The following is an 18226-nucleotide window of genomic DNA, read 5'->3' on the forward strand; positions in this document are numbered from 1 at the left end:
GTGGCGCCTGCTGGGTTGAGCAATGCGTTGCAATGAGGGGCATGGTCGTCACGGGCGCGAGCGGCGGCAACGAGACGGGACTGTAGGCGGGGAGGGTACAAGGGGCGGCGCTATTGAGTCGCCGCCGTGGGCGGCAGCATCTCGGCCATGACGACAACCACCCTGCTGCCTATCGATCCGCGACGCCAATCCAAGTTCCTGTACTGGATGGGTTGGCGCATCTGCGAGATTGCCGAGGCTACGGGCGAAAAAGAAAAAACGCTACACAGCTGGAAGGCCCGCGACGAGTGGGACCGGGCCGACAACGTCGAGCGCATCGGCGGCGCCCTGGAAGCGCGCTTGGTGCAGTTGATCCTCAAGGAAAACAAGACTGGCGGCGATTTCAAAGAGATCGATCTGCTGCATCGGCAGCTTGAGCGCCAGGCCCGCATTCAGCGCTTCCAGGGCGGCGGTACCGAAACCGACCTCAACCCGAACCTCGCCAAGCGTAACGAAGGGCCGAAGAAAAAATCCCCGAAGAACGATATCAGCGAAGACCAGATCGAGCTGCTGCGCGAGGCCTTCATCGACGGCTGTTTCGATTACCAGAAAGATTGGTATCGGGCCGGCAACCAACGCACCCGCGTCATTCTCAAGAGCCGGCAAATCGGTGCCACGTACTACTTCGCCCGCGAGGCGTTCATCGACGCCCTGGACACCGGCCGCAACCAGATTTTCCTGTCGGCATCAAAGAACCAGGCCTACCTGTTCCGGGGCTACATCCAGGCCTTCGCCCGGGAAGTCATCGGCGTCGAGCTGACCGGTGACCCGATTGTGCTGCCCAACGGCGCCGAGCTGTTTTTCCTCGGGACCAACGCCCGCACCGCCCAGGGCTATCACGGCAATTTCTACTTCGACGAGTTCTTCTGGACGTTCAAGTTCGAGGAGTTGAACAAGGTCGCCTCGGGCATGGCGATGCACAAGAAATGGCGGAAAACCTATTTCTCGACCCCGTCGAGCATGGCCCATGAGGCGTACACTTTCTGGACGGGCGAGCGCTTCAACAAGGGCAAGCCCGCCGCGCAGCACACCAAGGTTGATGTGACCCACGGCGCGCTCCAGCAGGGACGGTTCTGTGAGGACCGGCTGTGGCGCCAGATCGTCACCATTCTCGACGCGGAGCGAGGTGGCTGCGATCTGTTCGACATCGAAGAGCTGCGCCGGGAGTACAGCCCCGAGGCATTCGCCAATCTGCTGATGTGCGAGTTCGTCGATGACGGCGCGAGTATCTTTCCGCTGTCGGTGTTGCAGTCCTGCATGGTCGATAGCTGGGTCGAGTGGGCTGAGGATTACAAACCGTTCGCCATGCGCCCGTTCGGAGACCGTCAGGTCTGGGTGGGCTACGACCCGGCCGAGACGGGCGACTGTTCCGGCCTGGTAGTGGTCGCGCCGCCGCTGGTGCCAGGCGGGAAATTCCGCGTGCTCGAGCGTCATCAGTTCCGGGGCATGGATTTCGCCGCCCAGGCGGCCGCCATAAAGGGCGTGTGCGACCGCTACTGGGTGACCTACATCGGCATCGACGTCACCGGCCTGGGCAGCGGCGTGGCCCAGCTGGTGCGACAGTTCTTCCCGGCCGTCACCACCTTCAGCTACTCGCCGGAGGTGAAAACCCGCCTAGTACTGAAGGCTTACGACGTGATCCACAAGGGCCGGTTGGAGTTCGACGCCGGTTGGACTGACATGGCCCAGTCGCTCATGGCAATCCGCAAGACCATCACCGCCGGCGGGCGCCAGTTCACCTACACCGCCGGCCGCAACGACAACACCGGCCACGCCGACCTGGCCTGGGCGCTCTTCCACGCATTGCACAACGAACCGCTCGAAGGGCAGACCGCTGCCAATACCGGGCGAATGGAGATTTTCACATGACTGAACAACTCGCCAGCCAGGAACTACTGCCGGCTACGCTCGATGCCACCAACGCGGGTACACAGGTGTTCAGCTTTGGGGAGCCGACGCCGGTGCTGGGTGGTCGCGAGGTGTTCGATTACCTGGAGTGCTGGTTCAACGGCCGGTGGTATGAGCCGCCGTTGTCGCTCAATGGCCTGGCCCGGTCAGTAGGAGCGAGCGTGCATCTGCATTCGGGGTTGATGTTCAAGCGCAACCTGTTGAGCAAGACGTTTATCCCCCATCCAATGCTGTCCCGGGCGGCTTTCGAGCAGTTCGCCCTAGACTTTCTGTGCCTGGGCAACGCGTATCTGGAGAAACGCCGCTCGGTCCTGGGCGGTACGCGACAACTGGTGCCGTCATTGGCGAAGTACATGAGGGTTGGGCCAGAGGGGCAGTTTTACCAGGTGCAGGGCTGGAAGAACGAGCACGCGTTTGATCCGGGCAGCATCTTTCATCTGCGCGAGGCGGATTTGCACCAGGAGATTTACGGACTGCCGGAGTGGATCAGTGCATTGCAGTCGGCTTTGTTGAATGAGTCGGCGACGTTGTTTCGGCGTAAGTATTACGAGAACGGTAGTCACGCTGGTTTCATCCTGTACATGACCGACGCGGCGCAGACTGAGGCGGATATTGATGCGTTGCGTAAAGCGCTGAAGGACTCGAAGGGGCCGGGGAATTTTCGGAATCTGTTTGTCTATTCGCCGACCGGCAAGAAGGATGGGATTCAACTCATCCCCGTCAGCGAGGTGGCGGCTAAGGATGAATTCAACTCGATCAAGAATCAGACCCGTGACGATGTGCTGGCGAGCCTGCGCATTCCGCCACAGTTGATGGGTATCGTACCGCAGAACGCGGGTGGCTTCGGGTCGATCAGGGAGGCAACGCAGATCTATGCAGCCAACGAATTGGAGCCCATCCAAGCGCGGATGGCGCAAATAAATGATTGGCTTGGGGAAGAGGTAATTCGCTTTAATCCATACCAGTTAGCCCCCTCGGAGTAGAGGGCTAACTGAGTTAATATTTCTTTAGGGCTTCAATCCATAAGCTTGGATTCTTTACGTCGCTTTGCTTGAGTAGAAAATCGACTTCTGATGACCATTGAGTAATGTTATTTAAATGTTTTAATTTGGCTGTTGTGTCTAGTTCTGGTGCGGAAGATACATACATTTCAATGGCTGCCATTGTCTTATCGCTATCTAGCTTGCTCACATCGCAGCCCGGGTGCAGGTGCGCAGACAATGCGTTCATTCTTTGAACTAATGCTAAATATTCTGGATCATCAGCTTTTATCGGTGAAGGTAGTTTGTCCCTGTCCCTTCGTAGCTGCTGCTCAAGTGTATTCAGTTCTTCGGTCACAGGTTCTAATAATTTGCGGCCCAAATCAGCAATGACAATAGTTACCCATGGGCTCAATGCATGGGTAATTGTGCTTTTTTCACATTTCAAACTTGTAAGGTTGTCTCGAACCTGCTGCGCCAGACGGTAACTTTCTTCAAATGTGAAAGATCCTCCCCACCGGCCAACACGGGCGGCCAGAAGCGAAAGCGTATGGCCGGAGATCTCAGCTAATTGTTTTAATTCTTTTACAGCTTCACTGGCTTCGTGGATTTTATCATCTAATTTTCTTGTGGTGACTTCAAGGCTCATGCCTTTTAAAGATTCAAATCGTTCAATCGTTGCCGAGAAAAGAAAGACTAGTCCGGCCCCTAAGCCAGTGGTTGCTAATGCTACTTCGTTGGTGATGAGCTTAAAGCAACCTACAGCAATGCAAACAAGACCAGCAATTAGCAATATTATGTTTACGATTAAGGTTATTTTTTTTGATTGCATGATGCGTCCGTTTTTATCTTGGATTTCTAACAGCCTTCGTGCGGCTTTATTAGCTCTGCGCCTTGGTTTTTCACGCTTCCTACGTTTTTGCTAACGGCATACCATTCGAAATCCTCAGCAGGCCGGCAACATTGCTTTGCTATTTCGTTCGCACGACTTGGTTCAAGATCCTGCGTAAGCCATTCTCGTGCGTGCTCCGGAGACAGTACCAGTGGCCTACGATCATGGATATCAACCATTCCTTGGTCGCTGGCAGCGGTGATGATAACGAATCCATCACCATCTTGGTCATTAAGCCCAGGTTGAGCCTGTGCAAGTGCGCCGAAAAACATTGGCTTCTGGGTTTTCAGGCGGACGAAATAAGGCTGTTTTTTCTTCGGGTCGTTGGGATCCTTGACCCACTCATACCAGCCCTCGCTTGGAACCAGAGCACGTCCGTTCGGCCACAGCTGTTTGAAAAACTTCCCCGTCGTGACGGTTTCAACCCTCGCATTGATGGGATCGGGGCGTTTTCCCTTTGCCCAAAATGGCGACCAGCCCCACCTGACTGGGGTGATGTGAAGGCCGGCATCGCTGGTGTGCAGGATCTGTACGCGAGTGGTCGGGGCGATGTTGTACCGGTTGATCGGTATCGCATCGAAACCACTGAATAACGGGAGCTGTGGCCCTAGCTCCTCCATAAACACTGCCATCCCCTCGTACTGCACGAATCTCCCGCACATGGGTTGTCCCGCCTGTCAGATTTTTCCTATACAAAATTGACCGCCAACCTTGTACAAAGTTAACTGTATGTTCGTACAGTATTCTAGAGCGTGCGTCATGAGCTTTTCAATTTTAGGCCCTATTGCCGAGGGTGGCTTGAAGCTGCCCTTGTGTTCGTTTCGAGTGCCCGCCGGCTTTCCATCTCCGGCGGCGGACCACATCGAAGCGCACATCTCATTGGATGAGGTTCTGAACATTCGCGCCCCGCATGTGTACCTGGTGTCCATCGCGGGGGAGAGCATGCAAGGCGCTGGCATTTTTGAGGGCGACCTCGCCGTCGTGGACCGTGCTCTTGAGCCTGCGCACGGGCACATCGTCGTGGCGCTGCTGAATAACGAGCCCGTATGCAAGCGGCTCTGCATTCGTGGCAGGGAGGTGATTCTCCTGTCGGAGAACCCAAAGTATCCACCGAGGTACGTGCTCGAGGGAGACGAGCTGGTCATCTGGGGCGTCATCACGTGCAGCGTGCGCAGCCATGTCTAAACCCCAGCCAGTTTTCGCCCTGATCGACTGCAACAGCTTCTATGCCAGTTGCGAGCGCGTGTTTCGACCCGACCTGGCCCGCGTGCCCATCGTGGTGTTGAGCAACAACGACGGCTGCGTGATCGCCCGCAGTTACGACGCGAAGCCCTATGTGAAGATGGGCGAGCCGTATTTCCAGATTAAGCACAAACTGCATAAGCACGGCATCGTCCCGTTCTCCTCGAATTACGCGCTCTATGGGGACATGAGCGAGCGGGTCATGACACTCATTGAATCAATGGTGCCTGCCGTTGAGGTCTACAGCATCGACGAAGCCTTCGCCGACATGACCGGCATCGACGGGCGGGATGCCCTCGGGCGGAAGGTCCGCAGCCAGGTACTGCGCTGCACCGGCATTCCGGTCGGGGTAGGGATCGCCCATACCAAAACCCTGGCAAAGCTGGCAAACCACACCGCCAAACGGCTTCAGGTGGAAACCGGCGGCGTGGTCGATATCTGCGATCCATTCAAGCGTGACTGGGTTCTGCGCAACACCGACGTGTCCGAGGTCTGGGGCGTCGGTCGCAAGATGAAACTTCATTTGGACACTATGGGGATCAGGACCGCGATGGACCTGGCGAAGGCCGACCCGTGGACGCTACGCAAGAAGTTCAGCGTGGTTATCGAGAAGACAGCCCGGGAGCTGGCCGGCACGCCGTGCCTGGAGCTGGATGAGCCAGACCCGCCGAAGCAGGAGATCTGTTGTAGCCGGATGTTTGGTAAGCGGCTCACGGAATTGGCTCCCATCAAGGAGGCGGTAGCCACGTACATGATGCGGGCTTCGGAGAAACTCAGGGCACAGCAGTCGCTATGCAAGAAGATCCGCGTCAGCATCCGCACGGGCATGTTCAACCCGGAGGAGGCGAAGTATGCCAACGGCGTGTTGGTTGACCTGCCGTACCCCACCGACGACGTGCGGCTGCTCACCAAGGCAGCAGTGGATGCGCTCGACCGAGTGTTCCGGCCAGGCTTCAAGTACAGCAAGGCTGAGGTGCTGCTGATGAACCTCTGTCAGCAGGGGGAGTACACCGACGACCTGTTTGCTGCCTCTCAACCTGGCGACGCCACGAAGCTGATGGCGGTGCTGGATCAGATCAACGGGCGATGGGGTAGAGGGACACTCCGATCAGCCAGCGTGCCCGTCAACCCTGACTGGGGCATGCGTCGGGAGATGATGAGCCAGAGCTACACGACCAGGCTGGACCAGCTGTGGCAGGTGTCGTGTCGATGACCTGGTGACCCCATGAGCCGCCCGCCGAGGCGGCTTTTTTTCGCCCCGAAATGGTGCTCATTCGGCGGGCAGTGGCGTGCTTCAAACCTGGCGCGCGCCGTCGTCCCCCCACCTCGCCTGCGGGCTAAATAGGTCGTTTTTTCTGCGCACCTGCGTAGCACTCTCGACGGCGTAGGCTGGGGGCTTGCTTGGCGTTTAGAGGGAGCAGAAAACCTGCGGAATCCTGCGAAGGTGGAGGTTTTTGGCAACGCTCATAGCACGCCCACACAACTGAAGTCAGTAGATGCCTCGGGAAAAAGGTTAGTTTTTTTTTGAGGGGGGTGTTGTGACTTGGAAGGCCCGTGTTTGTTGGGCTTGAGACCTAACTTTGATGGGTTAGGTTAGGTTAGGTCAAGGGTTAGTAATCCGTAAGATGTTGTTTTTAAAGAAATTAATATATTGAATATTTAACGCTACTAAAGGTTAGGAAATAACCAGACCTAACCCAAAAGCTAACCTTGCCAACCGCTCGAAAAGCCATAACAAACAAGGCCTTCAAGGCGTTCTGAAAAAAACTAACCCTCCTAACCTCTTTCCCGTGGGTCAACATGAAAACGTGAAAGGTGCCTAGGGCGGGCTGCCTTGGAAGCCGCGTGCGGCATTGCGCAGTACTCAAGACCGTTGCGTTCACGCGCCCACACTACCCACACAGCGTCAGATATTTACGTTTACATGGGATGCTGGAATCGGGCGACGGGCATTAGCGATCAGTACCATGGCGCAACATCAAGCGTGCCTTCTGACTCGAACGATAAAGTCGCTGACCTGCACCCGTGTCAGGCAATTCAACTTCTCGAAGGTCTCCAGGTGCTGAACCATTGCTTCATGACTGCCAGGTTCTTTAGCGACCATGCGCCGCCAGGTGTTCTCCAGGATCAAGCGCGCCATTTGCGGGTTCTCAATCATCGTGGCATCGAAGGCCAGCGCGATGGCGGTGGCCAGCTCGCCCAGATCTGGGTCCTTGCGCTGCAGCGCCCTGAGCGCATTCATCTGCCGTGCGGTGATGGGTAGCGACACGTCTCTCGTCCTTAGCGCTCATGGTCAGCCATTATCAATGGGTAATGGTAGATCAGGCTCCCGAGGTCTGGTTTCCGCCAAGCGCAAAAAAGCCCGCCGGAGCGGGCCTTGATGTGGGGGCCATTGAACATAAACGGCGTCTCGCTCACTGTGTGCTATTGGCATTAAAGCTGATTCTAGAGGCAAACCAAACGCATACCAGTGAAGTGAATAACTCTAGAATTTCTTTAGGTTGGGTTGATTCCACGTACTCCGGCCCGCAGGCTTTCTTCAAGTATTGAGAGAGCGGAAGCAACTCCACACTACCTATTTTGAAGTCGATATTGTGACTGAGCTTATTCCGAAGGTTGTTCATATGCTTGATAGCGGGAATGGAGTGGTACTTCTCTGGATAACCATCTGTAGCAAGAAGCGAGACTTTCTGCCCAAACGACTGCCTAGAGGAATCCCAGTCCAGCTTGGGGTATTGTGACTTCAGATACTCATCAAGGTAGTGCTCAATGATGAGATGGCAGGACAAAAAATAACCGATTAACTCGTAATTCAAGTTATCGAGGCGCTGCCAAGTGAGTTTGCCATCGCGGGTTTCACCGACTAGAGGAGGAAGGCTCATGTTGTTCATAGAAGGACTCAATTTTTGATTCTGCGGCCGGCATCGCTTGGTGCGGGGCCGTTGGGGGAATTGGACATCATGGACTCCGGAGACGCCCTATCAAACTGGCTGCATTGGCGTAAATTTATTTATGGGCGATCCTGCTTCTTCAGCTTGGCTAAGCCTTGTTTAATGTGGCCTGCATTCTCACCAAGCGTTTGAAGGGCGCCACGGACGTTTCTACCAGTCGTCAATTCGCCATGCTCTTCTGTCCATAACACCACCTCCATTAATGCCGCCTCTAACGCCAGTTGGTTCTCATACATCCTTTCCAGCACATCCGCTAGTGAGTATTCGCTCGCCATCAATATCGCCCTGGTTCCTAAAGCCTGAAGCATAGCAGCGGATATTCGCGGAGCCGATACGTGCGAAGAGCTACCGTCCTTTGCAGGGGAGTGGTACAGAAGTGGTACGGGGCTTTTTATGGTTCGCTACAGGGTACGTATATAAAGGCCTGTAGAGTTAGTAGTTCCAATCCATCATGGGTGCAACGGAAAATCGACGGGACAGCGGGGCGGTTTGTTGGGGCATTGGGGGCATCTGGATCAGCGAGGCGGTGGCCGGCAGTTTATCAGGGATGAGGCGCCTGGCGCAGAGATGTCGTTCCGGGCGGGACGCGACCTTCAAGGGGGTTACCTTTATACGGTTCTGTTACCTCACGGCTGGATCATCTGGCCTATGCATTTCTCAAAAACCTGCTCCATCGGCTCCATCACGCAGTTATAGGCCGCAATGTTCGCGAAAATCCATTCCGTCTTCTCAATACCCCACCAACTGATTTCAAACCCTGCATTCATGATCAGGTGTTCAAAAAGAATGCGCTGGGCGCGGCCGTTTCCTTCGCGGAAGGGGTGGACGACGTTGATATCGGAATAGGCCTCGGAAACGGCAACGATCAGCTCGGCCCGGCTCATTTCCTCGAACCAGTTGGCCGCCGCCATATTTGCGAAGATCTTGCTGGCCTCTGCCTCCATGTATTGAGGTTGGCAAAAGCGTGTGTCTTGTTTGGCCATTCCGACGGTCCGCAGTTCTCCGGCCCATTCATACAAGTCCGAGAACAGTTGCCGATGGATGTCCTGCAAGTAAGTCAGGCTGTAAGGGGGCGGGTTGAATTCAACGCTAGCCGCGGCGATGGCCGACAGTTGTTGTTCGGCTTCGCTTAACGTGGGTTCGTCGCGGATATCGAGTTTGTTGCGAAGGACTGTGGAGCTGGGATAGCAATAGGCGTCTTCGCCGACTCCATATTTGTCGGGCATCAGGTTCTGGGCTGGGTGAAGGTCTTCAGGACTTCTTCGCGGGTCGGCAATTTTCGTTCGCCGTCGGCAAAGGTGACTTTGAAGCCTTCCAGGCGCAGGCTGGCTGCATAATTGGATCGACGGGTTCTGGCCGCGTAGGCCTTTTTGGTTTCAAGGCTGATAGTACCCATGGGGCTGAACCTTAAATCGCGTGATTGGGCGGATTATAGCCCATCTGACCTCATCGGTCCGTACGCCGAATTGACCAATGGTGCTTGCATCGCGCGGCGGCACAAAATACTGTGTGCATATACAGTATAAGGATCCGCTTCCATGCAGCTCATCGCCAAGCTCGGCATTCTAGCCGACGCCGCCAAGTATGACGCTTCCTGCGCCAGCAGTGGCGCGCCCAAGCGCAGTTCCCGGGGGCGTGACGGGCTCGGTGCTACGGACGGCATGGGCATCTGCCACAGCTACACGCCCGATGGGCGCTGCGTCTCGTTGCTTAAGGTATTGTTGACCAATTTCTGTCTGTACGATTGCCAGTATTGCGTCAACCGCCGTTCGAGCAATGTGCCGAGGGCGCGCTTCACACCGGAAGAGGTGGTGCGGCTGACCTTGGATTTCTACCGACGCAACTGCATCAGTGGCTTGTTCCTGAGCTCTGGCATCATTCGTTCAGCCGATTACACCATGGAGCAATTGGTACGGGTGGCGCGTTTGCTGCGCGAAGAACACCAGTTCCGTGGTTATATCCATCTCAAGACCATTCCGGATGCGGATCCGCTGCTGATCGAGGAGGCGGGGCGGCTGGCTGATCGCTTGAGCGTGAATATCGAATTGTCTTCCGAGGCCAGTCTCAAGCGTCTTGCGCCGGAAAAACAGTTGATGACGATCCGTCAGGCGATGGGCACCATCCAGTTGGGACAACAGGCCATCGCCGGCGAGCCACGGGCGCCTCGATTCGCTCCGGCCGGGCAGAGCACCCAGGTGATCGTCGGGGCTGATACCACCGACGACCACGCCATCCTGAGCAACGCCGAGTCGCTCTACCAGGGGTATGGCCTGCGGCGGGTCTACTACTCGGCATTCAGTCCCATTCCCGACAGCCCCGCCAGCGTGCCATTGGCGGCGCCGCCGTTATTGCGCGAGCACCGCTTGTACCAGGCCGATTTCCTCATGCGCGGCTACGGCTACAAAGCAGGTGAGCTCCTGAAGGGAACCGGCAACCTGGACCTGGACATCGATCCCAAGCTGGCCTGGGCGCTGGCCAATCGTGAGGTGTTCCCACTGGACGTGAACCGCGCCGAACCTGCATTGCTGGCGCGGATTCCGGGGATCGGCCTGCGCAGCGTGCAACGCCTGGTGGCCCTGCGCAGGGAGCGGCGGGTCCGCTATGACGATCTGGTGCAGCTGCGTTGCGTACTGGAAAAGGCCCGGCCGTTCATTGTGACCAGCGACTATCGACCCGCCGACGCCCAGATGCGCAGCGGCCTGCTCAGGGCACGGTTGCGCGAACCCCAGCGGCCCCAGCAGATGGGGTTGTGGGGGTGATCGCACTGGATTGTAACGACCATTTCCCTACCTGGCGCGACCAGGCGCGGACGTTGCTGGGGCATGGCATCGACCCCGGTGATGTGACCTGGGCCCAAGGCCCCATGACCGACCTGCTGGCGGTGCCGACGCCATTGCCCCAAGGCCCGGGGCCGTTCCGCACGCGGGTCCCGGCAACGTTGCTGGCGCAGCTTGAACAGGCCGGCCGTTACCAGGGCGAGCAGCGCTGGAGCCTGTTGTACGAAGTACTCTGGCGCGTAGCCCATGGCGATCGCACCGCCATGCTCGCTGGCGACCGCCTGGGCAGTGAGCTGCAGCGTCGCATCAAGCAAGTCAGTCGCGAGGCCCACCACCTGCATGCCTTCGTGCGGTTCATTCCCTTGCCCCCGGAAGTCGCCGAGCACTTGGAACTGGACCTGGTGTCCTTTCATGAACCGGCCCATGACATCCTCGAAAGCGCGAGTGGCCATTTTGCCGAGCGATTGGGCAAGCAACGCTGGCTGATCGCAACGCCTCGCGACGGCATCCGGTTCGATGGTCAATCGCTGGACTATCAGCGCCAATGCCCTGAACAGTGGCGGCAGTGGGCACGCCACGCCGAAGACCCCGGCGCCGAGCTGTGGCGCACCTATTACACACACATCTTCAACCCGGCGCGGCTCAACCCCCAGGCGCTGCGCCAGCACATGCCCGGAAGGTTCTGGCAGCACTTGCCGGAGGGGGACTTGATTCCTCGGTTGGTGGGGCAAGCGCGGCAGGGTAAACAGCGCGATGGGCAGGCGTTGGAGGTGGGGGAGAAGGTGGGTAAGCGGATCGCTGCGGGGGCGGTGGGCGCGAGGCGCTGACGGTGGTAGTTGCCTCGCTCGCTGGTCAGTAGAGCTTCTAGGCTTATAGCGATGCCTTAGCTTTGCGGGGTTTGGCTCCGGGCCGACTTGTCCTAAGGGAAGCGGTGGCCTTAACGGGTTGCCTGGCTCTGCTCGCAGACGTGTGACTCCAACGAACTAGGCGGCAAGTCAAAGGCACGACCGTTGAGCGCCTGCGGTTGGTGGCACATTGATACCTTGGTATGCTTTGAGCCTGTTTACCCATCAAGTTGGCGCGTTGTGACTACCGAGCGAGTTTCCCAATTAGAGCAAGCCCTCATGGCCGTGATTGCTGCTGCGGGGAAAATGGGGCTCAGTAGCGAAGTACTGTGTGCGCAAGCGGTGGGCGGGCTGATGTCTGACCGCTACTGGATCTGGGCAGACGCCCAATTCGCGCAAGGGGCGGCAGACGAGATCGACAGCGCCCTGAGCAAGCTTGTCGCGGGAAATGCTGTGCAGTCGATATCGCCATTGATTGAGGGCGCGTCTGACGTCGTCATCACGCCAACCACTCCCATCATCGGCTGATCGGTTCCATCCGGTACAAAATGGGCGACCCTTGCGGTCGCCCATTTGCGTTACAGCCCCAGCCCTTCTTCCACCAGTGAGAGCAGCGCGTCTTCGTCCAAGGCCTGCGGCTCGGGTTGTGGCTGGTCGCTCGAACGCGGCGCCTGTAAATGCCACAGCGATTCTCCATGCGCGCCGACGGTTCGAACCAAGCAGCGCTGTTGCCCCTTCATATGGATTTCGATGCAGCCCTCTCCCTGGGAGGAGAAGCGAGCAATCGGATCGAGTTCGATGCGCCGATGGTTGCCTTCGATCAGCAATTGGTCGATGGCGTAGTTGTACGTCGAGCCGCTGGAGTGGCTTTCGAATACATGTGTAGGGTTGCGCCGGATGTCCAGCCCAGCCTCGCACACCGGCGCCAGCCAGGTTTCGATCTGGCGATACAACTCGTAGACCTGGGCGGGCCAATGCTCGATCGCCAGGTCGGCACAATGATCCGTGTCCGCCAGGGTTCGCTGGGCAAGCCTTAACTTGGCGGCCAGCGCGTCTGCCTTACTCATGTCGATGGTCCCTTTCTTGATGATTGGGTTGAGCTTAGCTGAAGGGGTGGGCTATTCGTTTGCGCTGGGTCAGGTAGTTGTCAGTGAAGCATGGGCCTGTATTAAACCGCCAAGGCGTTGATTACATGTTCAGGATCGTTATGAATCGCCCGTAACAAAGCCTTGGCGGGGCCGGTTGGCTCACGTCGTCCTTGTTCCCAGTTGCGAAGTGTGCCCAGTTGGACGTCAATCAACGCCGCGAATCTGGCTTGGGTCAGCCCGGTGGCCTTGCGTATTTCTTTGACTTGCAATGCATTGACGATGAATTCTCGGGAAGGCTGGCGCTCCCCGCGGACGATTTCATCCATCTGCTGCACGCTTTCCATCAGCTCATCAAAAAATTTGCTCATGGTTATCTCCATTTCTCAACTATCGTTTTCAGCGCTTTGCGTTGATCGATGGTTAACTCTTGCTGCTCGTTTTTTGGGTAAATCATCAGTAATGCGATCCGCGAAGCTGAAGCGAAGTGGTAATAAATAACCCTCGCACCGCCCCGTTTACCGTGGCCTTTGGCTGCGACGCGGATTTTGCGGATGCCTCCGCTAGCCTCTATTACATCGCCAACTGTGGGATCACGAACCAGGACCCTTTGAAAAGCTGCAAAATCTTCCTCATCCATCAGTTCTTTGACCCGACGAGTAAAAATCGGGGTTTCAATAAACATCATCGCTAATGTACGCCAGTGGCTTACTTTGGAGCAATCCTATTGAACCACTTCCCCACGCGCACCCGATGAGTTGTAACCGAATCTTCTCGCACGAGTTCAATGCAAGTCAGTGCTGGGCCCGATACTCAGCCCTGGCCTGCGGCGAGGTCTGGCGGTCATTATCGCTGGAAGATTGATCAGTCATCTGCGGCAACGAAGCCACATGCACCGTGCGTGCAGGGATGGCGAAGCACACGCCGATCCTGGCGAATTCTTCCATCATGCCCAGATTGATGGCTTGCTGGATGTCCATGTAGACGTTGTAACTGGGGTCGAGCACGATGTACACGGTTTCGAATTCCAGGGCGCTTTCGCCAAAACCGCGAAAATGTGAGCGGTCGAAGCGGGTCTTTTCCTGGGCCTTGATCGTGCGCTCGACGATCACCGGCACTTGCTTGAGCTGCTCGGTGGTGCAGTCCTGGGGCAGGGCGAACTCGAAGACCACGCGCCGTTCCTGGAGCCGCTTGTAGTTCTGGATGGTGGTGCTGATCATCACCGCGTTGGCCATTACGATCTGTTCGCCGCCCAGGCTGCGGATCCGGGTGGTCTTGAGACCGACGTGTTCCACCGTACCGGCCAGGCTCCCGACGACGATGAAATCGCCGACTTCGAACGGTTTGTCCACGGCAATGGACAGCGAAGCGAACAGATCCCCGAGAATGTTTTGCACGGCCAGCGCCACTGCGATGCCGCCGACCCCGAGGCTGGCGATGAACGCGGTGATGTTCACGCCCAGATTGGAGAGCATCGCCAACAGCACGACCGCCCAGAGGAACACTTTCGCGCCCCAAAGGCTCAGGGTGGCGAGTGCGCTTTTCTGGTGGATTTCGCTGTGGCTATGGCGGGCGAAGTAGTGCAGCAATACCAGGGCGATGGCCCGGTTGGCCCATAACCCTACCTGCAGGGCCGCGACCACGAACCAAAGGCTGCTGACCCGCGCCAGCCAGCGCTCCGGCAAGTCGAGCACGCCGACGCCGATCAGGATCGAGGCCAGTAATAACAGGGTGTTGCTGGTGCTGGATAAGACTTCGACGGCGATGTGGCTGACGTAAGCGTTAGGTTTTTGTGCCCTGGCTTGCACGTTGCGCAGCAGGAAGCCGATGCCGGCCCTGGCGACGGTAAAACTTACCACCATCACGCCGAGCGCCAGCAGCCAGTTAGCGATAGAGATGCCAAGCAATTGGTTTTCGGTAAAAAACTGGAGGGTACTTGAGTCCATTGATCGTTACCTGCGTCAGGCAACAACGCTGCGAACGACGGTCTCGTATTCGTCCGGTGGCGTCATCGCCATTCGGGTTCGGGCGCTTGCCATTGTTGCGTAACGGTGTGGCAAGGCCATGAACCTGGTTAGGTCACGCAGCGACAGGGGTGTTCAATTTTATTGCCACCCCTGGCGTAACAGATGCACCGCCAGCCCGGCCAGACCGCAGGCCAGCAGCACCTGGATCACGCCGCGCTTGTAGCGAAACAGCGCAACGGCCGCCAGGAGGGCGATGATCGCCGACGGCCAGTCCGGCGCCGCGCCGAATCCGTTGGGCCAGAGCACGTGGTAGCCGAAGAAGCAGGCCAGGTTGAGGATGACGCCGACCACTGCCGCGGTAATCGCTGTCAGCGGCGCAGTGAATTTCAACTCGTTGTGGGTCGATTCCACCAGCGGGCCACCGGCCAGGATGAACAGGAAGGAAGGCAAAAAGGTGAACCAGGTCACCAGCATGGCCGCGACGGCGCCGGCGAGGAACGCCTGGTCGGCACCGAACACCTGCGCCACGTAGCCGCCAACGAAACCAACGAACGCCACCACCATGATCAGCGGTCCGGGCGTGGTTTCGCCCAGGGCCAGGCCGTCGATCATTTGCGTGGGCGTCAGCCAGCCGAAGTGCACCACCGCGCCCTGATACACGTAGGGCAAGACCGCGTAGGCGCCGCCGAATGTCAGCAGCGCGGCCTTGGTAAAGAACCAGGCCATCTGCGTCAGGGTGGCTTCCCAGCCAAACGCCAGGGTCAGCAGGCCCATCGGCACCATCCACAGCAGAGCGCCGACAATCACCAGGCGAGCGAGCCGCCAGGTGCTGAACCGGGCATGGGCCGGGGCGGGAGTGTCATCGTCGATCAATGCCGGGCCGAAGGTTCGTCGTGCGGCATCGTGGCCGCCCAGGCTGAACTTTTGCGGTGCCCAGCGTCCGCCCACGTAACCGATCACCGCAGCGCCCAGCACGATCAACGGGAAAGGTACGTTCAGGGCGAATATCGCGGTGAATGACGCGGCGGCGATTGCCCACAGCCAGCCGTTCTTGAGTGCACGCGAGCCTATGCGGTGGGCGGCATGCACCACGATGGCCGTCACGGCCGGCTTGATCCCGTAGAAAACACCCGCCACCACCGGCACTTCGCCAAAGGCGACGTACAGCCATGACAAGCCGATCAGAATGAATAGCGACGGCAGTACGAACAGTGCCCCGGCGATGACCCCGCCCCGGGTCCGATGCATCAGCCAGCCCAGGTAGGTCGCCAATTGCTGGGCTTCCGGCCCTGGCAGCAGCATGCAGTAGTTCAGAGCGTGCAGGAAGCGGCGCTCGGAGATCCAGCGGCGGCGCTCCACCAGTTCCTGGTGCATGATCGAAATCTGCCCGGCCGGTCCGCCAAAGCTGATAAAGCCCAACTTGAACCAGAACCAGAAGGCTGCGCGCAGACCGACGGCCGAGGGTCTGGCCAGAGAGGTATCGACGGTTTCGGGCGCTGAACTCATGGCTGGTTGGCACGCAGAGGTTGAAGGCGATCATACGTTAGGGGGCGTCGCTCGATTTAGATAGCCCCGGTGATGTTCGATGGTGAAAAAAATGCAGCGTTTCCCGGGGCCAAACACCGTCATCCGTGGCAAGGGAGCTTGCTCCCGCCGGGGTGCGAAGCAGCGCCCAGGGCGCTTTTTGCACAGAGGGCGACTGCTGCGCAGTCGAGCGGGAGCAAGCTCCCTCGCCACGGGTTTTTCAGCGATCTTGAAAGGTGTGGTTAATCAAAAAGGATCGAGGTTTTTTGGATCCATTTTGCCTCTTATCGGCTGCCCGATACGGGCAAATTGCCGCCCCTCCAGCGGTAGGCTAAGCTCTCGACTGTTGGCGGCTTTGAGCGAATTCGCTCATGTTTTTTGCCTCCCCAGGAACTCGCTTGCCTATCCCCATTCACGATCCGCTCCATCCCCCCGGCGGTGCCCTGAAACGCCTACCCCTGCTCAAGGCAGCGGTGACGTTTATCGCGGCGGTCTGCCTGTGCTTGTGTGGTTTGCTTTATTTGCAGTTGGAGCAGTCCCGGCGTCACGACCTGGAGTCGGCCCGCGTCGCGTCGGCCAACCTGACACGGGCCATGGCGCAACAGGCCCAGGACACTTTCCTGCAGGCCGACCTGGTTCTGGCCAGTCAGGCCGACTGGATCCAGGTCGACGGTTTCGCCCCGGCCTCCCGGCCACGCTTGCACCAGACTTTCGCTCGACGCGTGCAATCACTCGAACAGTTGCATGGTCTGTTTCTGTTCGACAAAAACGGCCACTGGGTCGTGACCTCCTTCGATAAATTGCAAAGGGGCCCGGGAGTAGCGGATCGGGAATACTTTCTTTTCCATCAGCAGAACGCCTCCCTGGTTGCCCATATCGGGCCGGCGATCCGCAGTCGGCAGAACGGCGAATGGATCATCCCGGTGTCCCGGCGTGTGAATGACCGGGACGGCAATTTCCAGGGCGTGCTGTTGGCCGGGATCAAGATGTCGTACTTCGACCGGTTCTTCAAAAGCTTCAGCCTGGATGATAAAGGCGAGATGGCCCTGGCCTTGTCCGACGGCACGCTGCTGGCGCGCCGGCCCTTTGATGAAGCGCGGATTGGCCGCCCGCTGGCCGAAGAACATCTCTTCAGGCATGACTTGCCAGGTGCCGTTTCCGGCGATGCGATCATCCGCTCCGCCGTCGACGGTGTCGTCCGGCTGTATAACCATCAGCATTTGCAGGCCTATCCGTTGGTGGTCACGGCAGCCATGTCCGAAGAAGCCATCCTGACGGGCTGGCATGACCGAGCCTTTCAATCCAGTCTCATCGTGGCGCTGGTGGTTCTGGGGATTTGTCTGTTTGGCTGGGTGTTCGCGCGCCAGGTGCGTAACAGCGAACGCATCGAGGCGGACCTGCGCAAGGCTCAGGAAGCGCTGGAGCTGATTGCCACCCATGACAGCCTGACCGGCCTGGCGAACCGCCGGCTGTTCGAGCGGGCCCTGGAGGTCGAGTTTGGTCGAGGCGCTCGCCAGCGCAGCCCGCTGAGCCTGATCATGCTCGATATCGATTGCTTCAAACGCTACAACGATACCTACGGGCATGTGGCCGGCGATCATTGCCTGGTGGAGTTGGCGAAGGTGCTCAGGGAGTGTTGCCATCGCAAGGCCGACCTGGCGGTGCGCTATGGCGGCGAGGAATTCGCGGTGTTGCTGCCCGACACCGACCTGCACGGAGCAATGGTGCTGGCCGAGCAGATCCGCCAGAAAGTCATCGCCAGACACGTTACCCATTCCGGTTCGCCGACCGGCTACGTCACAGTGAGCCTGGGCTGCTACGCCTTCGTCCCGTGCAACCTGGACAGCATCGAAGTGTTCATCCAGCGTGCCGACGCCGCCTTGTATCAGGCCAAGCACAGCGGCCGCAACAGGGTGGCGGCGTTTTACCTGGACGGTGGGCTCGACACGTTGCTGCGCTCGGATCGCTGAGTTCTTTGGAATCATCGGTAACTTGTCATAGTCAACTGCTCAGGAC

The 18226-nt window shown here is 58.2% G+C and carries 20 protein-coding genes; 8 read left to right on the top strand and 12 right to left on the bottom strand.

The annotated features are described in order from the left end of the window. The first annotated feature begins 147 nt into the window (after positions 1 to 147). On the top strand, positions 148 to 1908 hold the full coding sequence (locus ACLEJQ_RS12415; protein WP_440795312.1) for a terminase ATPase subunit family protein: 1761 nt from the start codon (positions 148 to 150) through the stop codon (positions 1906 to 1908). Then, entirely contained in the window at positions 1905 to 2930 is a 1026-nt protein-coding gene (locus tag ACLEJQ_RS12420; RefSeq protein WP_440795314.1) for a phage portal protein, read from the top strand. The genes ACLEJQ_RS12415 and ACLEJQ_RS12420 overlap by 4 nt, the downstream gene beginning before the upstream one ends. A gap of 13 nt (positions 2931 to 2943) precedes the next feature. Here ACLEJQ_RS12420 and ACLEJQ_RS12425 read toward each other — a convergent pair whose 3' ends face one another. Together ACLEJQ_RS12425 and ACLEJQ_RS12430 are read right to left on the bottom strand one after the other, a co-directional pair. After that, complete coding sequence (locus ACLEJQ_RS12425; RefSeq protein ID WP_440795316.1) at positions 2944 to 3759, bottom strand: hypothetical protein; 816 nt, start codon at positions 3757 to 3759, stop codon at positions 2944 to 2946. A 26-nt stretch (positions 3760 to 3785) separates the two neighbouring features. Continuing rightward, positions 3786 to 4481: an SOS response-associated peptidase family protein gene (locus tag ACLEJQ_RS12430; protein ID WP_440795317.1), complete on the bottom strand. Its 696-nt coding sequence runs from the start codon at positions 4479 to 4481 to the stop codon at positions 3786 to 3788. 97 nt (positions 4482 to 4578) lie between these two features. Here ACLEJQ_RS12430 and ACLEJQ_RS12435 point away from each other — a divergent pair, with 97 nt between their 5' ends. Both ACLEJQ_RS12435 and umuC read left to right on the top strand, forming a co-directional pair. Then, entirely contained in the window at positions 4579 to 5004 is a 426-nt protein-coding gene (locus tag ACLEJQ_RS12435) for a LexA family protein (protein ID WP_014338712.1), read from the top strand. Continuing rightward, the gene (gene umuC / locus ACLEJQ_RS12440) at positions 4997 to 6274 is read left to right on the top strand and encodes a translesion error-prone DNA polymerase V subunit UmuC (protein WP_440795320.1); all 1278 of its coding nucleotides are present in this window, start codon (positions 4997 to 4999) and stop codon (positions 6272 to 6274) included. Before ACLEJQ_RS12435 ends, umuC begins: the two co-directional genes overlap by 8 nt. A 765-nt stretch (positions 6275 to 7039) precedes the next feature. On the opposite strand, the gene ACLEJQ_RS12445 is transcribed toward umuC, so the two are convergent. The 5 genes from ACLEJQ_RS12445 to ACLEJQ_RS12465 form a co-directional block, all read right to left on the bottom strand. Further along, positions 7040 to 7330 carry a hypothetical protein gene (locus ACLEJQ_RS12445; protein ID WP_440795322.1) on the bottom strand — a complete coding sequence of 97 codons (291 nt, stop codon included), beginning with the start codon at positions 7328 to 7330 and terminating at the stop codon, positions 7040 to 7042. 145 nt (positions 7331 to 7475) lie between these two features. Next, a complete protein-coding gene (locus tag ACLEJQ_RS12450; protein WP_440795324.1) occupies positions 7476 to 7952 on the bottom strand; it encodes a hypothetical protein in 477 nt (158 codons plus the stop codon). 119 nt (positions 7953 to 8071) lie between these two features. After that, positions 8072 to 8287 (bottom strand): hypothetical protein, encoded by a 216-nt coding sequence (locus ACLEJQ_RS12455; RefSeq protein WP_440795326.1) that lies wholly within the window; start codon positions 8285 to 8287, stop codon positions 8072 to 8074. A 351-nt stretch (positions 8288 to 8638) separates the two neighbouring features. After that, positions 8639 to 9238, bottom strand: coding sequence for a putative adenosine monophosphate-protein transferase Fic (locus ACLEJQ_RS12460; RefSeq protein WP_440795328.1), 600 nt, complete (start codon positions 9236 to 9238; stop codon positions 8639 to 8641). Beyond that, on the bottom strand, positions 9238 to 9408 hold the full coding sequence (locus ACLEJQ_RS12465; protein ID WP_440795330.1) for a YhfG family protein: 171 nt from the start codon (positions 9406 to 9408) through the stop codon (positions 9238 to 9240). The genes ACLEJQ_RS12460 and ACLEJQ_RS12465 overlap by 1 nt, the downstream gene beginning before the upstream one ends. Positions 9409 to 9550: 142 nt before the next feature. On the opposite strand from ACLEJQ_RS12465, the gene ACLEJQ_RS12470 reads away from it, so the two are divergent. From ACLEJQ_RS12470 to ACLEJQ_RS12480, 3 genes are all read left to right on the top strand, one after another. Continuing rightward, positions 9551 to 10771: a putative DNA modification/repair radical SAM protein gene (locus ACLEJQ_RS12470; RefSeq protein WP_440795332.1), complete on the top strand. Its 1221-nt coding sequence runs from the start codon at positions 9551 to 9553 to the stop codon at positions 10769 to 10771. Continuing rightward, positions 10762 to 11616 carry a TIGR03915 family putative DNA repair protein gene (locus ACLEJQ_RS12475; protein WP_440795334.1) on the top strand — a complete coding sequence of 285 codons (855 nt, stop codon included), beginning with the start codon at positions 10762 to 10764 and terminating at the stop codon, positions 11614 to 11616. The genes ACLEJQ_RS12470 and ACLEJQ_RS12475 overlap by 10 nt, the downstream gene beginning before the upstream one ends. Before the next feature lie 297 nt (positions 11617 to 11913). Next, a complete protein-coding gene (locus tag ACLEJQ_RS12480) occupies positions 11914 to 12162 on the top strand; it encodes a hypothetical protein (protein WP_440795336.1) in 249 nt (82 codons plus the stop codon). 50 nt (positions 12163 to 12212) lie between these two features. Here the strand turns inward: ACLEJQ_RS12480 and ACLEJQ_RS12485 are convergent, their stop codons facing one another. The 5 genes from ACLEJQ_RS12485 to chrA form a co-directional block, all read right to left on the bottom strand. Then, a complete protein-coding gene (locus ACLEJQ_RS12485) occupies positions 12213 to 12701 on the bottom strand; it encodes a hypothetical protein (RefSeq protein ID WP_440795338.1) in 489 nt (162 codons plus the stop codon). 101 nt (positions 12702 to 12802) lie between these two features. Next, entirely contained in the window at positions 12803 to 13090 is a 288-nt protein-coding gene (locus ACLEJQ_RS12490; protein WP_440795340.1) for a helix-turn-helix domain-containing protein, read from the bottom strand. A 2-nt stretch (positions 13091 to 13092) separates the two neighbouring features. Next, entirely contained in the window at positions 13093 to 13407 is a 315-nt protein-coding gene (locus ACLEJQ_RS12495) for a type II toxin-antitoxin system RelE/ParE family toxin (protein ID WP_440795342.1), read from the bottom strand. Between the two features lie 106 nt (positions 13408 to 13513). Beyond that, on the bottom strand, positions 13514 to 14665 hold the full coding sequence (locus ACLEJQ_RS12500) for a mechanosensitive ion channel family protein (RefSeq protein WP_440795344.1): 1152 nt from the start codon (positions 14663 to 14665) through the stop codon (positions 13514 to 13516). Positions 14666 to 14824: 159 nt separating this feature from the next. Next, positions 14825 to 16192, bottom strand: coding sequence for a chromate efflux transporter (chrA, locus tag ACLEJQ_RS12505; protein WP_440795346.1), 1368 nt, complete (start codon positions 16190 to 16192; stop codon positions 14825 to 14827). Positions 16193 to 16608: 416 nt separating this feature from the next. On the opposite strand from chrA, the gene ACLEJQ_RS12510 reads away from it, so the two are divergent. Beyond that, on the top strand, positions 16609 to 18180 hold the full coding sequence (locus ACLEJQ_RS12510; RefSeq protein WP_440795348.1) for a sensor domain-containing diguanylate cyclase: 1572 nt from the start codon (positions 16609 to 16611) through the stop codon (positions 18178 to 18180). Positions 18181 to 18226: the final 46 nt, after the last annotated feature.

Origin of the sequence: Pseudomonas sp. SMV71 (assembly GCF_052042015.1) — a bacterium.
Taxonomy (GTDB): domain Bacteria; phylum Pseudomonadota; class Gammaproteobacteria; order Pseudomonadales; family Pseudomonadaceae; genus Aquipseudomonas.